21 protein-coding genes, 1 pseudogene and 1 riboswitch are annotated in these 20,419 nt (G+C 64.0%); of the genes and pseudogenes, 9 read left to right on the top strand and 13 right to left on the bottom strand.

All coding sequences use genetic code 11. From position 1 onward, the window contains the following. Positions 1-27: 27 nt before the first annotated feature. From ABWI03_RS09085 to napA, 4 genes are all read right to left on the bottom strand, one after another. Positions 28-1,152, bottom strand: coding sequence for a glutamate--cysteine ligase (locus tag ABWI03_RS09085; RefSeq protein WP_095970459.1), 1,125 nt, complete (start codon positions 1,150-1,152; stop codon positions 28-30). 90 nt (positions 1,153-1,242) lie between these two features. Further along, positions 1,243-1,944 (bottom strand): superoxide dismutase[Cu-Zn], encoded by a 702-nt coding sequence (gene sodC, locus ABWI03_RS09080; protein WP_007730117.1) that lies wholly within the window; start codon positions 1,942-1,944, stop codon positions 1,243-1,245. Positions 1,945-2,039: 95 nt separating this feature from the next. Continuing rightward, positions 2,040-2,639, bottom strand: a complete 600-nt coding sequence (locus ABWI03_RS09075) for a LytR C-terminal domain-containing protein (protein WP_095970460.1) — start codon at positions 2,637-2,639, stop codon at positions 2,040-2,042. Between the two features lie 53 nt (positions 2,640-2,692). Continuing rightward, a complete protein-coding gene (napA, locus tag ABWI03_RS09070) occupies positions 2,693-3,043 on the bottom strand; it encodes a nucleoid-associated protein NapA (RefSeq protein WP_007730120.1) in 351 nt (116 codons plus the stop codon). A gap of 245 nt (positions 3,044-3,288) precedes the next feature. Here napA and ABWI03_RS09065 point away from each other — a divergent pair, with 245 nt between their 5' ends. Genes ABWI03_RS09065 through ABWI03_RS09055 form a run of 3 tightly spaced genes read left to right on the top strand, consistent with a single transcriptional unit; the run spans position 3,289 to position 5,660 of the window. Beyond that, positions 3,289-3,888: a peptide deformylase gene (locus ABWI03_RS09065; protein ID WP_050655096.1), complete on the top strand. Its 600-nt coding sequence runs from the start codon at positions 3,289-3,291 to the stop codon at positions 3,886-3,888. Positions 3,889-3,898: 10 nt separating this feature from the next. Continuing rightward, complete coding sequence (locus tag ABWI03_RS09060) at positions 3,899-4,840, top strand: N-acetylglutamate synthase, CG3035 family (protein WP_435054175.1); 942 nt, start codon at positions 3,899-3,901, stop codon at positions 4,838-4,840. A 16-nt stretch (positions 4,841-4,856) separates the two neighbouring features. Beyond that, on the top strand, positions 4,857-5,660 hold the full coding sequence (locus ABWI03_RS09055) for an exodeoxyribonuclease III (RefSeq protein WP_095970462.1): 804 nt from the start codon (positions 4,857-4,859) through the stop codon (positions 5,658-5,660). Between the two features lie 24 nt (positions 5,661-5,684). Here the strand turns inward: ABWI03_RS09055 and ABWI03_RS09050 are convergent, their stop codons facing one another. Next, positions 5,685-6,116, bottom strand: coding sequence for a GNAT family N-acetyltransferase (locus tag ABWI03_RS09050; protein ID WP_234036814.1), 432 nt, complete (start codon positions 6,114-6,116; stop codon positions 5,685-5,687). 156 nt (positions 6,117-6,272) lie between these two features. Between ABWI03_RS09050 and thiD the strand changes: the two genes are divergently transcribed. Next, on the top strand, positions 6,273-7,115 hold the full coding sequence (gene thiD, locus ABWI03_RS09045) for a bifunctional hydroxymethylpyrimidine kinase/phosphomethylpyrimidine kinase (protein ID WP_095970463.1): 843 nt from the start codon (positions 6,273-6,275) through the stop codon (positions 7,113-7,115). A 4-nt stretch (positions 7,116-7,119) separates the two neighbouring features. On the opposite strand, the gene ABWI03_RS09040 is transcribed toward thiD, so the two are convergent. The 7 genes from ABWI03_RS09040 to thiO form a co-directional block, all read right to left on the bottom strand. Next, positions 7,120-7,971 carry an adenylate/guanylate cyclase domain-containing protein gene (locus ABWI03_RS09040; protein ID WP_095970464.1) on the bottom strand — a complete coding sequence of 284 codons (852 nt, stop codon included), beginning with the start codon at positions 7,969-7,971 and terminating at the stop codon, positions 7,120-7,122. 96 nt (positions 7,972-8,067) lie between these two features. Beyond that, positions 8,068-9,519, bottom strand: a complete 1,452-nt coding sequence (locus ABWI03_RS09035; protein ID WP_283376797.1) for a M20/M25/M40 family metallo-hydrolase — start codon at positions 9,517-9,519, stop codon at positions 8,068-8,070. Between the two features lie 132 nt (positions 9,520-9,651). Beyond that, a complete protein-coding gene (locus ABWI03_RS09030) occupies positions 9,652-10,422 on the bottom strand; it encodes an ABC transporter permease (protein ID WP_283376798.1) in 771 nt (256 codons plus the stop codon). After that, a complete protein-coding gene (locus tag ABWI03_RS09025; RefSeq protein WP_166810633.1) occupies positions 10,422-11,396 on the bottom strand; it encodes an ABC transporter ATP-binding protein in 975 nt (324 codons plus the stop codon). The genes ABWI03_RS09030 and ABWI03_RS09025 overlap by 1 nt, the downstream gene beginning before the upstream one ends. A 129-nt stretch (positions 11,397-11,525) precedes the next feature. Further along, positions 11,526-12,278 (bottom strand): thiazole synthase, encoded by a 753-nt coding sequence (locus ABWI03_RS09020; protein WP_166810632.1) that lies wholly within the window; start codon positions 12,276-12,278, stop codon positions 11,526-11,528. Then, positions 12,271-12,486 (bottom strand): sulfur carrier protein ThiS, encoded by a 216-nt coding sequence (gene thiS / locus ABWI03_RS09015; RefSeq protein ID WP_003944402.1) that lies wholly within the window; start codon positions 12,484-12,486, stop codon positions 12,271-12,273. Before thiS ends, ABWI03_RS09020 begins: the two co-directional genes overlap by 8 nt. After that, complete coding sequence (gene thiO, locus ABWI03_RS09010) at positions 12,483-13,562, bottom strand: glycine oxidase ThiO (protein ID WP_095973703.1); 1,080 nt, start codon at positions 13,560-13,562, stop codon at positions 12,483-12,485. The genes thiS and thiO overlap by 4 nt, the downstream gene beginning before the upstream one ends. After that, positions 13,562-13,709, bottom strand: a riboswitch (TPP riboswitch). Its footprint overlaps the gene before it by 1 nt. Before the next feature lie 26 nt (positions 13,710-13,735). Here thiO and thiE point away from each other — a divergent pair. Further along, positions 13,736-14,431, top strand: a complete 696-nt coding sequence (thiE, locus tag ABWI03_RS09005; RefSeq protein WP_095973704.1) for a thiamine phosphate synthase — start codon at positions 13,736-13,738, stop codon at positions 14,429-14,431. A gap of 247 nt (positions 14,432-14,678) precedes the next feature. Next, positions 14,679-14,810 (top strand): hypothetical protein, encoded by a 132-nt coding sequence (locus ABWI03_RS09000; RefSeq protein ID WP_003944354.1) that lies wholly within the window; start codon positions 14,679-14,681, stop codon positions 14,808-14,810. A gap of 227 nt (positions 14,811-15,037) precedes the next feature. Here ABWI03_RS09000 and ABWI03_RS08995 read toward each other — a convergent pair. After that, positions 15,038-15,490 (bottom strand): annotated as a pseudogene (locus tag ABWI03_RS08995) (NUDIX hydrolase); the annotation flags it as partial. 161 nt (positions 15,491-15,651) lie between these two features. Here ABWI03_RS08995 and ABWI03_RS08990 point away from each other — a divergent pair. The 3 genes from ABWI03_RS08990 to ABWI03_RS08980 are packed head-to-tail and all read left to right on the top strand — an operon-like array spanning position 15,652 to position 20,409. Continuing rightward, positions 15,652-17,013, top strand: a complete 1,362-nt coding sequence (locus ABWI03_RS08990) for a GlnX family signal transduction membrane protein (protein WP_095973706.1) — start codon at positions 15,652-15,654, stop codon at positions 17,011-17,013. 14 nt (positions 17,014-17,027) lie between these two features. Next, the gene (locus tag ABWI03_RS08985; protein ID WP_296555698.1) at positions 17,028-18,014 is read left to right on the top strand and encodes a glutamate ABC transporter substrate-binding protein; all 987 of its coding nucleotides are present in this window, start codon (positions 17,028-17,030) and stop codon (positions 18,012-18,014) included. 7 nt (positions 18,015-18,021) lie between these two features. Beyond that, positions 18,022-20,409 (top strand): serine/threonine-protein kinase, encoded by a 2,388-nt coding sequence (locus ABWI03_RS08980; protein WP_298782229.1) that lies wholly within the window; start codon positions 18,022-18,024, stop codon positions 20,407-20,409. Positions 20,410-20,419 lie beyond the last annotated feature (10 nt).

The following is a 20,419-nucleotide window of genomic DNA, read 5'->3' as shown; positions in this document are numbered from 1 at the left end:
GAAACTGCCCTTCCCGCGGTGAGCCTGCTAGGTGCCCAGCTCAGCGACCAAGGCGTCGACGACCGCGACAAGATCGCCACCGGTCGCTTCCGCAACGCGGCGTTGACGCTGGTAGGACGCACCACGACGGGGAATGTCCGCCACCGATGCCAACTCGTCCACGCAGCCGAGCGACACCGCGATCGGTGCCAAATCGTCGAGCAGGCGATCCAGATCGTCAGTGACGAGGCACTCGTTCGCGTCGGAGTCGAGGATGATCTCGGCGTCCAGTCCGTATCTTGCTGCGCGCCACTTGTTTTCCTTGACGTGCCACGGCTGCATGTTCGGCAGAGTCTCACCGGCACTCAATCGGCGATCCAGATCGACGATGAGGCAGTGGACCAGCGCAACCAGTGCACCCAGTTCTGCGCGCGTCGAGACGCCGTCGAACACCCGGACCTCGATGGTTCCCCACTTCGGTGCGGGGCGGATGTCCCAGTGCATGCCACCGATCTTGGTGATCACACCGGTCTTCATCTGGTCGTCGATGAACGACTCGTACTCGGCCCAGTTCTCGAACTGGTACGGAAGACCTGCGGTGGGCAACTGCTGGAACATCAACGCGCGATTGGACGCATAGCCCGTGTCCACTCCGGCCCACATCGGCGAGGACGCCGACAGCGCCAGAAGGTGCGGATAGCGCTGCAGCAGTGCATTGATGATGGGGAAAACGCGGTCCGCGGACGAGACACCCACGTGAACGTGCACGCCCCAGATCAGCATCTGCCGACCCCACCACTGCGTGCGTTCGATGAGTTCGTCGTAGTCGGGCGTCCGGGTCACCAACTGCGTCGACCATTGCGCGAACGGATGCGTGCCCGCGCTGATGAGGTCGACGCCGAGCGGATTCGCAGCGCGGCGAAGCAGATCCAGTGATCTGTCGAGATCACTCATCGCCTCGCCGACCGTCGAGTGAATACCCGTGACGAGTTCGACGGTATTTCGCAGTAGTTCCTTGGTGATGTGCGGGGTTTCGGAGCCGGCAAGCTCTTCGACCGCCGAAAACACCTCGGCTGCTGTGTTGGAGAGATCTCTGGTCTTGCGATCGACCAGCGCGATCTCCCACTCCACGCCCAGCGTCGGGCGCGGCGAACCTGGAAATGGAACTACCACGCAGAGAATCCAATCACAGTGTCGGTGAAAACACCGTGCTGGCTACTGCGTGGTAGTCGCCGGAAGTGATGCAAAACTCAGGTGAGTTTGTCAGCTCTTGGTGATGACACCGCAAGCGACGCGTCCGCCGGCGTCACCGGTGTCGAGGGTCTGCTGATCCGGTGCCGGCGCGTAACGCGTCGGGATGTTGCCGAAGTTGTCTGCGCCGGCATGGATCATGACGGATGTTCCACCGTTGGCGACCAGTTCGTCGACGGTGAATGCATCGGTCGTGGTGACCAGCGTGGCGGTGCCGTCTTCGAGGACCTGAACCGAAGTGAGGTCGCCGCTGGCCGGATGGCCCGTGTGGCCCTCAGCCTGGAAGTGTCCGCCTGCCGAGAGGAAGTTACCCGGCTCTCCGCCGCTGGGAGCTACGGAATTGGTCTCGCACTTGGCGACCTGGTGCACGTGGAATCCGTGGAATCCGGGGGTCAGGCCCTTGGCGTCGAGGGTGACCTTGACGTCGCTGCCTTCCTGAGCGAACGTGACCGTTCCGACCTTGGCGCCGTCGGTGCCGTTCAGCGTCGCGGTGACCGTCTCGGCAGAAGCGCCGGCGTGAGCCGTCTCCGAACCGTGGCCGCCCGCGCTTTCGTGCGCGCTGGGATCGGCTGCACCGGTCCACACCGGAGGAGTCGTGCCGGGGACGCTGCTGGGCTCTTCGCTGTTACTGCAAGCGGTCAAGCCGAAAGCGGCAATCGCGACTACAGGGGCAACGACGCGCCAGGACATACGCCGGGTGCTGCTGGGGGCCATCGAACCGCTCCTTTGAGGTGGCGAGAAAGTGCTTCTGATCATAACGGCGCGTGTAGTAGCTGGAACCGACGGGTCAGTTCCACCTTCACGACCGGTCAGTTGGAGGTCACGATCACGATCACGCCAGGTGACGCGTTCGCAATGCCGGCGAATCGTGGCTCTGCGGTGACTCCGAGTTCAGCTGCGATCTTCTGTGCCGCTGCCTTCTCCGCCGCGGACGATCCGTAGTACACCGTCGTCGTACTGACGGTGCCCTCGCTGTAGTTACCCGTCTCCTCGACGTTCCAACCTGCTGCCGTCAATTCCTCGGCGGTGCCTGCTGCCAGCCCGGAGACGGTGCTGTTGTTGAGTACTCGAACGCTGACATTCGACGTGTCGGTGCCGCTCGCAGAGCTGGAACTCGTGGTCGTCGCAGCTCCCGAGGGCCGTGACGCCGTGGTGGTGGTCTCGCCCGAAGCGGGTTGGGTCGTCGCTGCCGGCTTGGAGGTGGCAGGGGCCGGAGCGGGGGCGCTCGTCGTGGCAGGCGCCGAGGATTCGGTCTGCTCTGCTGCGGTGTTCTCGTCGCCCGATCCACCGTCGCTCGATCCACCCAGAGAGGCTGCTCCGAGACCGATGAACACGATCGCCAGAGCGATCAACACCATGGCGATTGCGCGAAGCGGAGGTCCGGACGGCTGCTCTTTCGGGGTACTCACGATGTCGACCTTATCGCCAGTGCGTGGACAGCCCGCTCATCTGTACGCGTGATTCAGGTGACCTCGAAGCCGAGGCGACGGGCGGCCCTGGCCTTCTGACGGCTGGCACGCAGACGACGCAGGCGCTTGACCAGCATGGGATCAGCCGCCAAGGATTCGGGGCGATCGACCAACGCATTGAGAACCTGGTAGTAGCGGGTTGCCGACATGTCGAACAACTCCTTGATGGCTTCTTCCTTCGCGCCGGCGTACTTCCACCACTGGCGCTCGAAGGAGAGGATGTCGTGTTCGCGGCGGGTGAGGCCGTCTTCGCCGACCTCGTGCATGCCAGCTGTATCTACTACCGAATCGTCGGCGCCAGTGCCTTCGGACTGGTTCCGACTACGCGCGGTTGCGCCGTCCATGTCACTCCTCGACTGCTGTGCTCGGCGTCAGCGAGACTCGTATGCCCGGTGTTCTTTTCCGACCGATATTCTCGCGGCCGTGAGCTACCCGGTCCCCTGACCCCGAAGGTAACTCACAATTTCCCCCGCGGCCCACGTTCCGACCGAGCAACGAATTACATCGCTGTTCTTCAGCAACCATTGAACCATGATCGAGTGTGCGGGCCGTGATAACTACGCGGGCGCGCCGCACTATCCTTGTCCGCATGGCTATCCTCCCCATCCGAATCGTCGGCGACCCGGTACTGCACAAGGCGACAGAGCCGGTCACTCAGTCCCCGGCCGAGATCGCCGAACTGATCGCAGACATGTACGAGACGATGGACGCTGCCAACGGCGTCGGTCTGGCGGCAAATCAGGTCGGTGTTCCCCTCCGAGTCTTCGTCTACGACTGCCCCGGTGACGACCGCACCAGCGAGCGTCGACGCGGCGTCGTGGTGAACCCGGTACTCGAGACCTCCGAAATCCCGCAGACGATGCCTGACCCGGACGAAGACTTCGAGGGTTGCCTTTCCGTTCCCGGCGAGCAGTTCCCGACGGGCCGCGCCGATTGGGCGAAGGTCACCGGCACCGACGCCGACGGCAACCCGATCGAGGTCGAGGGCACCGGATTCTTCGCGCGGATGCTCCAGCACGAGACGGGCCATCTCGACGGGTTCCTGTACACGGACGTGCTGATCGGCCGTAATGCACGCGCCGCCAAGAAGATCATCAAGCGTTCCGGTTGGGGCAAGCCCGGTCTGACCTGGACGCCGGGCACCGTCGACGATCCGTTCGGTCACGACGACGACGATTACGAAGACTGAGAATTTTGCTCTGAACGGCAACATTTCGATCGGTAGCCGGGTGGTTTTGCGATACAAGCTCCCACCCGGCTATTCGCATCCCATGACCGACGTCATCGGCATCCTCGAAGGTGCCGATCCCATCGCCGTCCGCGCCGGCGACGGTCGGCTGGTCCAGGTCTCCGCCGATCAGGTGATCGCACTCAAGACTCTCTCGGCCCGCCCGATTCGCATCGGTGAGATTCGAAACCTCGAAACGGCGGCCGCGGCGGCATGGCCGGGGGTCGAACAGGCGTGGATCGACGGTTGGTTGCTACGCGCCGGTCACGGTTTCACCGGCCGCGCCAATTCGGCTTTGCCGCTCGGTGGTGCGGGGACGGTTGCCGGCTTCGACGCGAGCACTGTCGAACGGATACGCCAGTGGTTCGGTGACCGCGGCCTGCCGACCCTGCTGCTCCTCCCCGATCGCCTCGGCACTTCTCCGGACGGGTGGACCAGTGAGAAGGAAACCATCGTGATGGCCGCCGATCTGGGCAATGTCACGCTGCCCCTCGGCCCTCCGGTCACCTCGTTTGCCGACCGTCCCGACCACAACTGGCTGTCGACGTACGACGCCCACGGCGCCCCGGCGCACGTCGAGGCGGTCCTGACTGCTGTCGTGGGCAGTGCAACTTTCGGCGCGATCGGAAACACCGATACGACGCTTGCCATCGGGCGCGCTGCACTCACCGAGGCGCCCGACCACAAGCGCTGGGTCGGACTCACCGGCATTCACGTCGCCCCCGAACACCGACGCCACGGAATCGGGTCGCTGATCTGCGGAGATCTGCTCTCCTGGGGTCGCGGGAACGGTGCGACGCACGCCTACCTCCAGGTTTCGGTCGAGAACTCCGCGGCGATCGCGCTCTACGAGCGGCTCGGATTCGTCGAACACCACCGCTACCGATACGCCACCGATCCTGTCGGCGGCTGACGCTAGGCTTGCCCTCGTGCGCATCGCTACTTGGAACGTCAACTCCGTCCGTGCCCGTACCGACCGGATCATCGACTGGCTCGGTAGATCCGACGTCGACGTCCTGGCAATGCAGGAAACCAAGTGCAAGGACGAGCAGTTTCCGTACGAGCGCTTCAAGGAAATCGGCTACGAGGTCGCCCACGTCGGTTTGAGCCAGTGGAACGGTGTCGCCATCGCTTCGCGCGTCGGCCTGGACGACGTACAGATCGGCTTCGAGGATCAGCCCGGGTTCGACAAGGATCCCGAGGCCGACCCGGTCCGCGAGGCACGTGCGATCGGTGCCACCTGCGGCGGTGTGCGGGTGTGGAGCCTGTACGTCCCTAACGGCCGCGAGCTGGAAGACCCGCATTACGCTTACAAGTTGGATTGGCTGGCCAAGCTGCGCGACGACGCGGAGGGCTGGCTCAAGCAGGATCCCGATGCGCAGATCGCCCTGGTCGGCGACTGGAACGTCGCTCCCACGGACGACGACGTCTGGGATCCCGCGTTCTTCGAAGGCAAGACCCACACGTCCGAGCCGGAGCGAGCAGCGTTCACGGCGTTCACCGAGTCCGGGTTCGCGGACGTCGTTCGCCCGTACACCCCCGGCCCTGGCGTGTACACGTACTGGGACTACACGCAGCTTCGCTTCCCGAAAAAGCAGGGCATGCGAATCGACTTCATCCTCGGCTCACCGGCATTCGCAGCCCGCGTCGAAGCAGCCGAGATCGATCGAAACGAGCGAAAAGGCAAGGGCGCCAGCGATCACGCTCCGGTGATCGTGAATCTGGGAGCCTGATCGTCTGTTCGTAGTTGCCGGCGGCTAGTCCTCGACGAGCAATTCCAGGTACTCGGGATGCTCGCCGAGGTACCGCTGAACGTAGGTGCACACGGGCCGTACCGACCATTCACGTTCACGAGCACAGTCCATCGCGAACTGTACGAGTACGGCTGCCAGTCCCTGCCCGCCGTACTCTTCCTTGACGACGGTGTGCATGTAGGCGACCACGTCGCCGGCTTCGGCTCCGCTGCCCAGGATCTCGTCCTCGTCGCGGTATCCGAGGATGCCGACCAACTCGTCCCCGGAGAGCAGTTCGAATCGTTCGTGCGACGGGTTGTCCACGAGCGTGACTTCCGGTGAGGTTCCGGCCTTCGAGTGTTCGGTGTCGTTCATTGCGGCGACCTCCACGGCACGATGTGCACCTGCGCGATCGGCGACAGCTGCGCTCGCACGCTCTCCATAACTGTGATCCATGACACTCATAGAATCAGCTACCGACGACGCTGTCCCGGATTCGACCAATTTTTGCACCGGAAGCGACCGGATCGCAATCGCAGTTCGCGAGGTCGTTTGCGCGAGGGGCGGGGCCGAGATGCTGTTTCCCCAGGTCCGATCGGTAGGCTCGTCGTCGTGAAGCTGCTGCCCCTGACCCCCGCCGGACAGACCCCGATTCGGGCATTGACCATCGCCGGAACCGATTCCGGCGGTGGAGCCGGTATTCAAGCCGATTCCCGCACGATGGCGATGTGTGGAGTGCACGCCTGCGTGGCCGTCGCCGCTGTGACGGTCCAGAATTCGGTGGGAGTCAGCGGATTCCACGAGATTCCCCCGGAGATCGTCGCCGACCAGGTGCGCGTCGTGGTCTCGGACATCGGCGTCGGTGCGGCGAAGACAGGAATGCTGGCGTCGACGACGATCATCGAAGCGGTAGCCGCAGTCGCCGCCGAGGTGGGAATCGGCCGCGACCGACCGATCCCGCTCGTGGTCGACCCGGTATGCGCGTCGATGCACGGTGATCCGCTGCTGCACGAAGAAGCTCTCGACGCGGTCCGTAACACCTTGATTCCGGCTGCCACGGTGGTCACTCCGAACCTCGACGAGGTCCGGTTGATCACCGGCATCGAGGTCGTCGACGACAAGAGCGCCCGCCAAGCAGCAGAAGCGCTGCATGCGCTCGGCGCTGAATGGTCCATCGTCAAGGGCGGTCACCTTCGTACCTCGGAGCTGTCGACCGACCTGCTGTTCGACGGCGACCGTTTCCTCGAATTCAGCAGTGCCCGGATCGACACCGGCAACGATCACGGCGGCGGAGACACGCTGGCCGCTGCGATCACTTGCGCTCTCGCACATGGCTATTCCGTTCCGGACGCGGTGGCGTTCGGCAAGGAGTGGGTGACCAAGTGCCTCGAGGCGTCGTACGACCTCGGCGCGGGCCATGGTCCGGTGTCCCCGCTCTGGCGGCTTCAGGTTTAGTGCGCTAGTTCCGGCGTACGCGCCAGATACCCAGATCGACTGGGACCCCGTTGGGTGTGGTCGCGAAGAACCCTCGCCGCCACGGACGGATCGTGAGATCGAGATCCTCGAGGGTGCCGGCTTCGAGTTCCTCGAGCGTTGTCGCCGACATCATGATGTTGCCGTCGCCGCCCAGGCCCATCATCCGGGCGGCGATGGTCACGTCGACGCCGAGCCAGTCGTCGCCGATCTGGCGCGGGGTACCGGTGTGGAGGCCGACGCGCATGCGTGGGGTGTATCCGTCGAGGTCAACTTCCGCGAGCGCGTCCTGCGCGGTGAACACCGCCTTCAAGGCCGCGTCCGGGCGAATGAACACGGCCATCAGACCGTCACCCATCCGTTTGACGACGTGTCCGCCGTTGTCGGTGATCGGGGTTTCCACGGCCTGCGCCACCGCACGCAGGAGCGTCAGCGTGGCGCCGTCACCGGCTTCGAGCGACCAGGTGGAGAAGCCCACCAAATCGGTGAAGACGATGGTCAGTTCTTGATCACCGCGCCCGCGGCCCATCTTTTCCAGCGCTGCCTGCCATACCTGCAGTGCTCCGAGACTCACTTCGCGAGTGGCTGCCGGCTTCTGATCGAGCAATCTGTCAGCGACGCGGGCCACGGCGCGGGCACCGCCGGGGCCGGCGAGCGAGAGCGGATCTCCGAATCCCGGATCACCGGGTAGTGCCCGCCTCAGCCGTCGTAGCGCGTCGATGAGTTGCTGCCGACGGTTCAGTTCTGCCGCAGAGTTCAAGACGACGTCGACGACGCCTCGAACGGAGGAGGAAGAAGCACCTACCGTGTCGGTGTCCTCCGGGGACAGATCAGCCATAACTCAAGCGTAACTCAGAGTTACAGACAGTGTGCTGCCGCGGTTCTCGCACAGTGGCCTCCTGGTCGCTCGCCAGTCGATCATTCGGTCAGTCGATCATTCGGTTCTCGCCTGTGTTCGGGCATCTCCGACGGGAACCCCGTTCGGCCCACTCAAATCCTGGGCATACGTCGCAACTCCGAAGGCTACTGCAGAAGCGTTGGCAGCGAGCGCGTCGCGATCGATGTTCGCGAGGTTGTCCTGGGCACTGTGGTAATTCGGGTCGAAGGTCTCCTCCGCTTCGCCGCCCCACTTCTCGGCCTGAGCCGGTGTCTTGCGCTCGTCCGCGCCGCTGAACACACCGCCCGCAGGGATTCCGATCTCGATGAAGGGGCCGTAGTCGGAGCGTCCGTCGAAGTCCGTTCCGTCCGCCGCAATCCCCCGACTGGCGAGAAAGTCGACGAAGGTGCGCTCGATGCCCGCCGAACCCTCGGGACCCGGCCCCTCCCCTACGGCATCCGAGTTGTCGCCGTCGTAGGCCAGGTATCCGGCATTGGGCGAGCCGAGCATGTCGAAGTTCAGGTACAAGGCGATGTCGGCCCGTTCCTGATCGCTCAGACCTTCCACATAGCGGGTGGAGCCGACCAACCCCACTTCTTCCGCTCCCCAGAACGCGAAGCGCACGGCATTCTCGATGCTCGGTGAGCTTCCCATCTGCAGCGCGGTTTCCAGCACGGCTGCGGTGCCGCTTCCGTTGTCGTTGATTCCGGGGCCTTCCGGCACGCTGTCGAGGTGGGCGCCCACGACAACCACGTTGTCGGTCGCGCCGGTCTTGGTCTGCGCAATCACGTTGCGCGACTTCGTCGTTTCCGTCGACGTGTCGAGAATCAGCGTGAGATCTCCGGGCGCTGCGGCAAGAGCCTCGCCCGACGCCTTGCTCACGCCGCCGGTCGGGATTCGGGCGTCTTCGGGTTCACCCAAGGTAGCCCCGCCCAGCATTGTGTCCTCGTTGTTGGCAACCAACAACGCTGCCGCGCCGCGGTCCGCGGCGATCTTCTGCTTGTCGCCGAACGGGCACACTCCGCGGGTGACCAGCACGATGGCACCGTTCACGTCGCGTCCGTCGTAGTCGGTGGCCTCGCACCCTGGTGTCTCGTCGGCGGGAATCGCCACAAGGCGTGCCGTGATACCGGTCGGTCCCGTGGACGTGGAATACGTCAACGCCCGCACCGGAACATCGGAGCCGTCAGCAGCTTTCAGGGATTCGGTGCCGGGATCGAAGGAGCTGAAATCGAATTCCGGGGTAGTGACGTCGAAACCCTTGTCTTCGAGCAGGTTTGCCACGTAGTCGACACTGGCGTCGTAGCCGGGGGTTCCGGCCGATCGATTGCCGTCGTTGTTACCGGCGATCTTCTCGAGTTGCTCCAGATGCCCGGTCACGGCGTCGACCGTGACGGTCTCGGAGAATGCCACCGGGTCTGTCGGGACGGCTGCTTGACTTCCCGACGAGCACCCACCCACCACGAGTGCTCCAGCCATTGCGACCACAACCACACCGAAGAGTCTCATCTTCGGAGGATATCGGCCGAAGCACAGGAAAGGGACCCAGTACGAATGGTTTTTCGTACTGGGTCCCTACTCTGCTGTCACTCCTCGTTCTCGGTAGGTCTCCCGACAACACCTACCGAGGGAGCGACAAGATCAGGCGTCGCGACGATTCACGATGACAATACTTGCTCCGAAAATCACCAGAACGAAGACCGCGAAGTAGATCAGGCTGCCCCAGGGACCCCAGTGGAAGTCGACTCCACCGCTGCTCGCACTGAGGAAGTGGTTTGCATTCGCGAACGGCAAGAACGGGGTGATCTTCTCGCCGAAGCTGCCGAACAGCCCGAACAGGCTCTCGATGAGCAGCGGCCAGAGCAGAAGCAGTGCAATTGCGCCGGCCGACTGACGGATGATCGATCCGACACCGACAGCGAGGATCACGCACAGGAAGGCGTAGATCGGGATGCCGTAGATCGCGCGCCAGTCACTGCCGCTCGACAAGGTCAATCCGGCACTCGCCTCGGTACCGGCGATGGCTTTGGCCATGGCGTACGCACCGAAGGCGAGGGCAAAGGTCAGCACCGCGCCGAAGGCACCGATGAGGCCGGCTTTGGCGATCAGAACCGAGGCACGGTTGGGAACTGCCTGGAATGTGGTTCGGATTGTCCCGAAGCGGTACTCGCTGGTGACCGCGAGGGCCGCCATGATCATGAGAACCATGATCCCGAAACCCGAGATCCCGGCCGTGGCGACGGCGGTGTCGAGGTCAGGTGCTCCCTGGACGTCCGAGGATGTCAGAGCCGACTTGGCAACGGCGCCCATGATGGCCGCGAAGCCGAGAGCGAGCACAACGATGATGACCGAGCACCACAGCGGGGACTTGGTCGTGGTGATCTTGATACGTTCAGCACTGAGAACAGCCATTACAGTGCACCTCCCATAGCCTGCTGTGTGTTTGCGTGGTGGGCTCCGGCACCCGGATCGACACCGGATGCGTGGTACTGGACATCGTCTCCGGTCAACTTCATGAACGCGTCCTCGAGCGATCCCTGCTGGGAAGCTAACTCGTACAACACGATTCCCTGTGAACCAGCCAGACCACCGATCACATCGGTCGTCGAATCCACGACCACCAACGCCGGCGCAACACCGGAACCGTCCTCACGCACCGTCAACCCCTGCGAGAGCAGCACACTGCGCAACGCATCGAGCTGTGGGCTACGCACCCGCACCGTCGACTCCGACGAACGATCCACGAACTCCGCCACCGTCGAATCCGAGATCAACCGACCCCGACCGATCACCACCAACTGCTCCGCCGTCAACGCCATCTCCGACAGAAGGTGACTCGACACCAACACCGTGCGGCCCTCGGCCGCCAACCGCTGCATGAACTTACGAATCCAGACGATGCCCTCCGGATCGAGACCGTTGACCGGCTCGTCGAACAACAACACCTTCGGATCCCCCAACAACGCACCCGCCAACCCGAGACGCTGCGACATACCCAACGAGAACCCGCCGGCCTTCTTGCCCGCCACCTCGGACAACCCGACCAACCCGAGCACCTCGTCCACCCGGGACTTCGGAATGCCGTTCGAAGCAGCCATCCACTGCAGATGCGCCCGCGCACTGCGATTCGGGTGCACCCACTTCGCATCCAACAATGCACCGACAGTCCGCAGCGGTGTCTTCAGCTCCCGATACGGCTTGCCGTCGATCAACGCCGCACCCGACGTCGGCTGATCCAACCCCAGAATCATCCGCATCGTCGTCGACTTACCCGCACCGTTCGGGCCCAGAAAGCCCGTCACGATGCCCGGCTTGACCGTGAACGACAAATCGTCCACCGCTTTCGTCGGTCCGTAAACCTTGGTCAATCCCCTCAGTTCAATCATGAGGAGAACTCTGCCCTACCGGCAATGACCAGCACATCGGCCACAGGTCTAGTTCCGAGTGGTACTCAGGTAGGACATGAATCCGGGCAATTCGGGCAGAACCCCGAGAAATCACCCGGATCTCGTCCCTCAGGACGACGCTTGAGCCCAGAATCGCTTGGGGATCCGGCCGGCGTGCCGCGCCTCGAAACCTGCCAGAACAGCGTGACGCATCGCCGACGCCATCAACGCGGGGTTCTTGGCCCGCGTCACCGCTGTCGCAAGCAGGACGGCGTCGCAGCCCAACTCCATGGCAAGGGTGGCGTCGCTGGCCGTTCCGATCCCGGCGTCGAGGATGACGGGCACGCCGGCGCGCTCGACGATCATCTCGATGTTGTGCGGATTCGCGATGCCCAACCCGGTGCCGATAGGCGAACCGAGCGGCATGACTGCTGCGCAGCCGACCTCTTCGAGGCGAAGCGCCAGCACCGGATCGTCCGTCGTGTACGGCAGAACGGTGAATCCGTCGTCCACCAATTGTTCTGCGGCGGAAACAAGTTCGATTGCGTCGGGCAGCAGTGTCCGCTCGTCGGCGATGACTTCCAGTTTGACCCAGTTCGTCTCGAGCGCTTCGCGTGCCAACTGCGCCGTCAGCACTGCTTCGGCGGCGCCCCGACACCCGGCGGTGTTCGGCAACGGTTCGATTCCGAGGCGACGAAGCAGGTCCAGAACACCCGTGCCGCCGGCCGCGTCGACTCGCCGCATCGCGACGGTGGTCAGTTCGGTGCCGGAGGCGACAAGCGCTTCCTCGAGCACCGCGAGGTTGGCGGCGCCGCCGGTTCCGGTGATGAGCCGGGAACCGAAACTGCGGCCCGCGATAGTGAGAAGGTCCTGCTCAGCCACCCTGCACCGCCGTGAGGATCTCGATTTCCCAACCACGTCCGACGGATTCGTCCCAGCGCCCGCGAGGAAAGAGCGCACCGTCGACGGCGACGGCGATGCCCTTGCTCGGCAACTCGAGGTGCGTCAGAAGTTCGGTCACCGTGACTGCTCGATCGAACTCGAGATCTTCGCCGTTGACGGTGATCCCGATCGGGACCTGCTCACTCATGAATTTTCCTTAGCTACTGCGAACCGCTCGGGTTCGGTTCCTTTTACCTCGACCAAAGATGTGCCGTTCAACAACGCGAGCGTCGCATCGGCGGTGACGGGCGTCAGCAGGACCCCGTTGCGCCCGTGCCCGGTGGAGACGACGACACGATCGGACACGCGCCCGATCAACGGCAGGTTGTCCGGCGTCATGGGACGCAGGCCTGCCGCGCATTCGTACAGTTCGTATTCGCCGATCGCCGGCATCAGCGCCTCGGCGTCGTTGATCAAGTCCCGTACTCCGGCCATCGTGACCTGTGTGTCCTCACCGGACTCGTATTGTGTTGCGCCGACGACGATTCCGTCGCCTCGCGGGACGAGATAGGCCGGCCGGCCGTGGACGCTGCCACGGATCGTTCGACTGGGTGCCGGGGTGACTCCAGGCCTACTCCGCAGGCGAAGAATCTCGCCTTTGACCGGGCGTACCGGTAGCCCGGGCCACAGCTTGGGTGACGCGATACCGGCGGTGAGCACTACCTGATCGGTATCCAGTTCCGCGAGGTCGTTGACGGCGCGCGCGATCAATTCGACGCCGGTTTCCGCGCAGGCCTTCTGCAGCGCCTCCAGCAGAAGTCTGTTGTCGACGGCGGATTCACCGACGGCCATCAACCCCGACCGGATGCCCCGGCCCAGCATCGGTTCGAGTTCACGGATGCGCGCGCGACCGAGAACTTCGAGTTCGTGCCCCTGCGAGCTCACCCACTCGGCGATGGTCTGCAGGTCCTGCGCGTCGGCAGCATCGAGTGCCACCGTCAGCGAACTGTCCGCGGTGAAGACCGATTGCCCGAATTTTCCGAGCTCCTCACCGAACGCCGGCCACCGTTCCAGGGACGCTGCACCAACCGTCAACGCTGTTTCTTCACCCGGCCAGCCTTCGGAAAGCGGTGCAAGCATTCCGCCCGCCACCCACGAAGCCCCTGATCCAATGGACGGGTCGTACAACCGAACGGACCACCCGTCGCGGGCTGCGCGCCACGCTATGGCGAGACCGATGACACCGCCGCCGACCACTGACACCGTACGAGCGTGTGTACTCACGAAACTCCACCTCCACTTCCTGCGCCGGCATGATCCGGGTCAGGTCTGACGGTCGGGATCTGGTCGCGATCCCCTCTCAGCCCCACGAACCTCACAGTCACGACAAAAAAGTGACTACGACGTTTCAGGACTCCCGTGTCGAACCTTGCTCCCTAGAGGCTACCGTTTGCTCCGTGCACCCCACACATCCCAGTAACGACATCGACCGGCGCGAGCGCCTGGCAGCAGCACGGCTGTACCTGTGCACCGACGCGCGCCGCGAGAAAGGCGACCTCGCGCAGTTCGCCGAGGCCGCTTTGTCCGGCGGAGTCGACATCATCCAATTGCGTGACAAGGGATCCGCCGGTGAGCGCGAGTTCGGCCCGCTCGAGGCCAAGGACGAACTGGTAGCGCTGGGCATTCTCGCGGCAGCAGCGCGACGCCACGGCGCATTGTTGGCCGTCAACGATCGCGCGGATCTCGCGATGGCTTCCGGTGCCGACATCCTCCACCTCGGCCAGAACGACATTCCGGTCCCCTACGCGCGAACCGTTGTCGGTGAAGACGTCGTCATCGGCCGTTCGACGAGCAGTCGCGCGCAGGCCAGTCTGGCCGCCATCGAAGAGGGCGTCGACTACTTCTGCACCGGACCGGTGTGGGCGACACCGACCAAACCGAATCGAAGTGCGTCCGGTTTGGAACTGGTTCGATCGACCGCCGACGCCGCGCCGCCGCGCCCCTGGTTCGCGATCGGCGGTATCGACGAGGAGCGCCTGCCAGAGCTGCTCGACGCCGGTGCCACACGCATCGTCGTCGTGCGTGCAATCACCCACGCGTCAGATCCCCAGGCGGCCGCGCAACGCCTCGCCGCAGCCGTCGCCGGACGCTGAAAACCGGTAACTGGCGACCGTCAACTGTTTGCCGGGCGATTCCGCACAGTTACGGGTCAGCACGCCTGACTCGAAACATGAACGGAAGTTGTCCGATCAGACAACAAACCCCCAGTTCCTAGGTGCGATTTGATGTCCGAAAAGTCGGAATGCGTGATCTTGATCACAGTTGCTCCGATTGCGTGTCACATCCCATTCGGTTTGTTGTAGTTTACCTCCAGTTACTAACTGAACCTAGGAGCACTAAATGGGATCCCTCGACACCGGCTCGCTCAGCACCGAATCGCTCGAAGACCTGAACCTCGGCAAGATCAGCGAGCTGCTCAAGCTCGGTATCACCGCGGTCAGCTTCATCACGGCGCTGAACTCGCTCAGCTGAGCCTCGTTTCGGTCGGGAGACCGAAACACGGAAGGGCCTGACTCCTCAGGAGTCCGGCCCTTCTGCTGTGTATATGACCTGTTGAGACTGCGTCGCTACAACTGGGTATTGCTCGCCTCGGACAGGTTCTGATCACTGCCTTCAGGAGAATTACCCGACAACCATCCGAATCCGCCGTCCTCGAGCACGACGGTGTGCGGGTCGCCGTCCACCGACACAACCGGCTCGGTCCGGAGCTCAGGCCACGAGGAACCGAATCCCGGATGCAGCGGCAGTGAGTCGACGTCGGCTTCACGCACCCACCGCAACTCGGTGCTCTCACCGTTGGCAACCGTCGACAGCGGATGCGCAGCATCAGCCACGACGGTGGTGTACGTCCACCCGCTCTCGGCGCGCATCGTCACTACTTCCCCGCGAACGCGGACGGCGTCCTCGGCAATACCTGCTTCTTCGTGTGCCTCCCGGACTGCAGCGTGCGTCGTGCTCTCGTGTGAGTCCCGCGCTCCGCCGGGCAGTGCCCACGTTCCACCCTGATGGCTCCACGCCGCACGATGCTGCAGCAATACCATGGGTGATCCGTCCGAATCGGGGGCACGCAGAAGCAGTCCAGCGGCTCCGTGTTTACCCCAATGCCGAGTACCGTCCGATCCGATGGACCAACCGTCACCGTCACCACGCATCGACTACCTCGCTCCGCCTGCTCTCGCCGTTGTCCCACACTAACCGTTTCAATCTGCTCCAGGTGTAGGTGATGCTTATATGCTCGCGAAGATGCCCTGAATCATTTCTCGGCGGCATCATTTCTCGGTAGCCCGCGTACAGCAGCGAAGTGAGGTGCTCGATGGTCGACCGTGTCGTCCCGTCCATCGAACCCCGGTCGCTGCCGCCCTCCGAGGCCACGTCGGTATCGGCGGAAGACGAGCGCGCACTTCTGCGGCGCGAACTGCAGGCATTCATGTCGTCCACACCTGGCCGGCTGACCGTCGTCGGACTGATCCTGATCGCGATCACCTTGATCGCCGGACTTCTCGCCACTGCAGCGATCGAGAACCGTCAGGCAAATCTCGACCTCCTCCTCGTCGAAACCGAGCCTCTCGCCAACTCGGCCCAGAATCTCTACAGCGCCCTGTCATTGGCCGACGCCGCCGCGGCCACGGCCTTCATCTCCGGTGGCCTCGAACCCGCCGACGTACGCGACCGATACACACAGTCGATCGGCGAGGCGTCGGCGGAGATCGTGCAGGCATCGGCCGGCCTCGACTCGACGGATCTTGCCGGCCACAGCGCGTTGACCACCATCTCGACCGACCTGTCCGTCTACACCGGGCTGGTCGAAACCGCACGGGCCAACAATCGCGTCGGAAACCCGGTCGGGGCAGCATATTTGAGCGAAGCCTCGCAGTTGATGCAAACGTCGCTGCTGCCGATGGCTCAGCAACTCCACGCCTCGCAGGAGACTTTGGTCTCCCAGGTACAGCGCGATTTCGAGACTCCACCGTGGTGGCCGATCGTGGCCTTCGTCCTCGTCCTGTGCGCACTGGTGGCTACCCAGGTGTACTTCTCCCGCAAGAGTCGCCGACGCTTCAACCTCGGGTTGATCCTTGCCTCGATTGCCGTTGCGGCAGCTCTGCTGTGGCTGCTCACGGTCGGACTGGTGTCCGCCCTTGCCACCGGGCGCGCTCTCGACGCGGGCGCCGAGCCACTGCACGAACTGACCGAGGCGCGAATCATGGCGCAGCAAGCACGCACAGTCGAAACTCTCACATTGGCGAGACGGGATTCGACCGCCGAGGACAACGTCACGTTCACGCGCAAGGTCGACGCTCTGCGCGACACCCTCGAGCGCCTGCAAAACGATGATCGCGCGCGAGTGAACAGCGACGTGTTGACCGCCGCCCTCGACTCGCGCCAGCAGTGGGTGGCTGCGCACACGCGCATGTACGACCGCCTCGGAAACGGTGACTTCAATTCCGCCGCGGCCATCACCATCGGCGCCGGAGAACAGGATTCGGCCGCGGAGTACGGAAGGCTCGATCACGAACTCTGGCAGGGAATCGTGGATTCGCGGACAAATCTGCGTTCCGACGTCTCGTACGCCTCACGTGTGTTGGCAGCCTCTGCACCGGGCATGACCGTATTGGCAGTACTCGGAGTTGCCGGAATCTTCATCGGATTCTGGCCCCGACTGCGGGAGTACCAGTGACGGGAGTACCGGCAATGCGGAGGAAGAGCCCGGCTGCATGCGTCGCGGTTCTGGCGGCGGCGATGCTGGCACTCGCCGGTTGCGGTGCGGACCGAGTAGAAGACCTGAACAACGCGGCCGCCACGTCGTACACGGAACCGCCGCTGCCGGCCGAGGCCACCATCGCGCCCAGCGCGACGCCGACGACTACCGCTTCGTGCACCAATCTCACCGCGAGCCTGCGGCCCACCCCCGCGGACGCATCTCCGCAGCCACCCACGCCGAGCCTCGACGCCATCCGCGCCCGCGGGCGCCTGATCGTGGGCCTGGACACCGGTTCCAACCTCATGAGCTTTCGCGATCCGGCAACCGGGCGCCTCGAAGGTTTCGACGTGGACATCGCCCGCGAGATCGCCCGCGATCTGCTCGGCGACCCCGAGAAGATCGAGTACCGGATCCTGACGTCCGACGACCGGATCGCGGCGCTCCAGGAATCCATGGTCGACGTTGTCGTCAAAACCATGACCATCACCTGTGAGCGGCGCGAGAAGGTCGACTTCTCGACGCAGTATTTCTCCGCCGAGCAACGAATTCAGGTCTTGCAGGGTTCACCGGTGCGCGGCATCGACGACCTGGCGGGTAAGCGAGTCTGTGCCGCCCGGGGAACGACGTCGGCCACTCGAATTCAGCAGCTCCAACCCGAAGCCACCGTCGTCACAGTCCCGATGTGGTCCGACTGCCTCGTCGTCCTGCAACAGGGTCAGGTGGACGCGATCAGCACCGACGACACGATTCTCGCGGGCCTCGCCTCGCAGGATCCGTACCTGATGATGGTCGGCGGATCACTGGGCGTCGAACCGTACGGAATCGGAGTGAACAAGGACAACTCCGACCTGGTCCGATTCGTCAACGGAACACTGGATCGGATCCGCACTGACGGGACCTGGAACCGTATCTACGACCGCTGGCTCAGTGTCCTCGGTCCGTCGCCCGGTCCCCCGCCGGCCGTCTACCGGGATTGAGGCAGACATGACCGAAGAGACCGGCCCCGAGCCCGACGCCACGCAGGCGTCCATGCGTCCCGAACCCGACGCCACCCAGGCAGTTCACCGCGAGCCTGACTCCACGCAGGCAGTTCACCGCGAGCCTGACTCCACGCAGGCATCCGTACGCCCCGAACCCGAAGCCACCGGCGTCTACGAGCGCCTCGAACCGACCTCGGCCCAGATACGAGGAACCACGCCGTCCGCGTCCTCCTCCCCTACCGGCCGCTCCACCCGATCCCGGCGCAGCCGGTCGGGACGAAAGCTGCGCCTCGGCGGCGGCCTGGTGGAGGTTCCCCCCGTCCCGCAGATCGACCCGGCATCGGCGGTGATGAGTGACCCGACCGTCCCCGAGCGCAAACGATTCTGTTGGAAGTGCAACGAACCGGTCGGCCGTAAGAGTGCAAGCACCAAGGCAACTCAGCACGGAACCTGCCCCAAGTGTGGTTCGACTTTCGACTTCCGCCCGCTCCTCGAAGAGGGGGAATTGGTCTCGGGTCAGTACGAGGTTCAAGGGCCTATCGCGCACGGCGGCCTGGGATGGATCTACCTCGCGATCGATCGCAATGTCAGCGACAGGTGGGTAGTTCTCAAGGGGCTCTTGCATTTCGGTGATTCCGAAGCCCAAGCCGTCGCGGTGGCCGAGCGTCAGTTCCTCGCCGAGGTCGCCAACCCCAGCATCGTCAAGATCTTCAACTTCGTCGAGCATCCGCGCCCGGACGGCACACCCATGGGGTACATCGTCATGGAGTACGTGGGCGGGCGATCATTGCGCGAGGTGCTGGCCGAATTCCCGGACGGCAAGCACATGCCGATCGAGCAGGCAATCGGCTACGTACTGGAAATCCTTCCGGCGCTGAGCTATCTGCATTCCACCGGCCTGGCGTACAACGACCTCAAACCCGAGAACGTGATGGTCACCGAAGACCAGCTGAAGCTGATCGACCTCGGCGCGGTGTCCGGAATCGAAGACTACGGATACCTGTACGGCACTGCGGGCTATCAAGCACCGGAGATCATCGAGACCGGCCCGACCATCGCCTCCGACATCTTCACCGTCGGAAGAACACTTGCGGTTCTCACCCTCGACATGCCGTCGAAGCACGGACGGTACCTCGACGGTCTCCCTGAACCCGAGGACGAGCCTCTGCTGCGCGACCACGAGTTCTTCCATCGCCTGCTGCTGCGCGCCACCGACCCGGATCCGAAGAAGCGATTCCAGTCTGCCGAAGAGATCGCGGGCCAACTCACCGGCGTTCTGCGAGAAATTCTCGCGGAGCAGACCGGTCAGGAGAATCCCGGACTGTCACTCGTGTTCAGCAGGCAGCGAACGTCTTTCGGCACCGATGAATTGGTCGGACAAACCGACGTTTACGTCGACGGTGTCAGCCACGACGCTGCTCTCGATCCTCGCGAAGTTGCGCACGCACTTCCCATTCCGTTGGTCGACCCCACAGATCCGAGTGCGCCGTTGCTTGCGGCTGCGGTGCACAGCGAACCGTCTCAGACTCTCGATGCGCTCAAGCATGCCCGTGAGAACGGCATCGACCGAACGTCCGGCACACCGGCGGCCGCCATCTCCGGCGAAGTTCGACTGACCGAGGCCAAGGCGCATCTCGATCTCGGCGATCCGGAGACTGCGCTGACTGTTCTGGACGAACTCCACCGATCCATCGGAGATCACTGGAAGATCGAGTGGTATCGAGGGCTTGCAGCGTTGCAACTGGACCGATTCGAGCCCGCCTTCAGTCATTTCGAATCGGTCCTGAACGCGCTCCCGGGCGAGGCCGCACCCAAACTCGCGTTGGCGGCAACAGCAGAACTGATCCTCCAGCATTGGGAGAGCGACGACCCGGACCAGTGGTGCCGCTTCTCCGAGAAGTACTACCGCACCGTCTGGCGGACCGAACGGAACTACGTGAGCGCAGCATTCGGGCTCGCCCGACAACTCGCCGATCACGGCAACAAGAAGGCAGCCATCGCAGCCCTCGACGAAGTCCCCACGTCTTCCCGGCACTACAACGTCGCACGGATGTCGAGCGCTCTGACGATGCTGTCCGGCGTTCCGATCGCCGAACTCGACGAATCGACTCTGAGGGAAGCTGCCCGTCGTGTTCGGGCGCTACCGGCTGAGGAGAGTCGAAGTCTGCAGATGCGAACCCTGGTGTTGGGTACGGCACTCGATTGGATTCGCTACGGCAACCGCTCGCACACCGAACTCGAACCCATCCTCGACCTGCCCTTCACCGAGCAAGGTCTGCGCACCGGAGCCGAAGCCTGCCTTCGCGCCCTCGCTCGCGCCACGACCTCCCGCACGCACCGCTACGCCCTCGTGGACCGGGCGAATGCGGTGCGTCCGCGCAGCAATTTCTGACGGACGCCCC

The organism is Rhodococcus baikonurensis, assembly GCF_040489275.1.
Classification (GTDB): Bacteria; Actinomycetota; Actinomycetes; order Mycobacteriales; family Mycobacteriaceae; genus Rhodococcus_F; species Rhodococcus_F baikonurensis.
The sequence above is the reverse complement of the archived record's forward strand: the minus strand, read 5'-3'. Positions and strand labels throughout refer to the sequence as shown.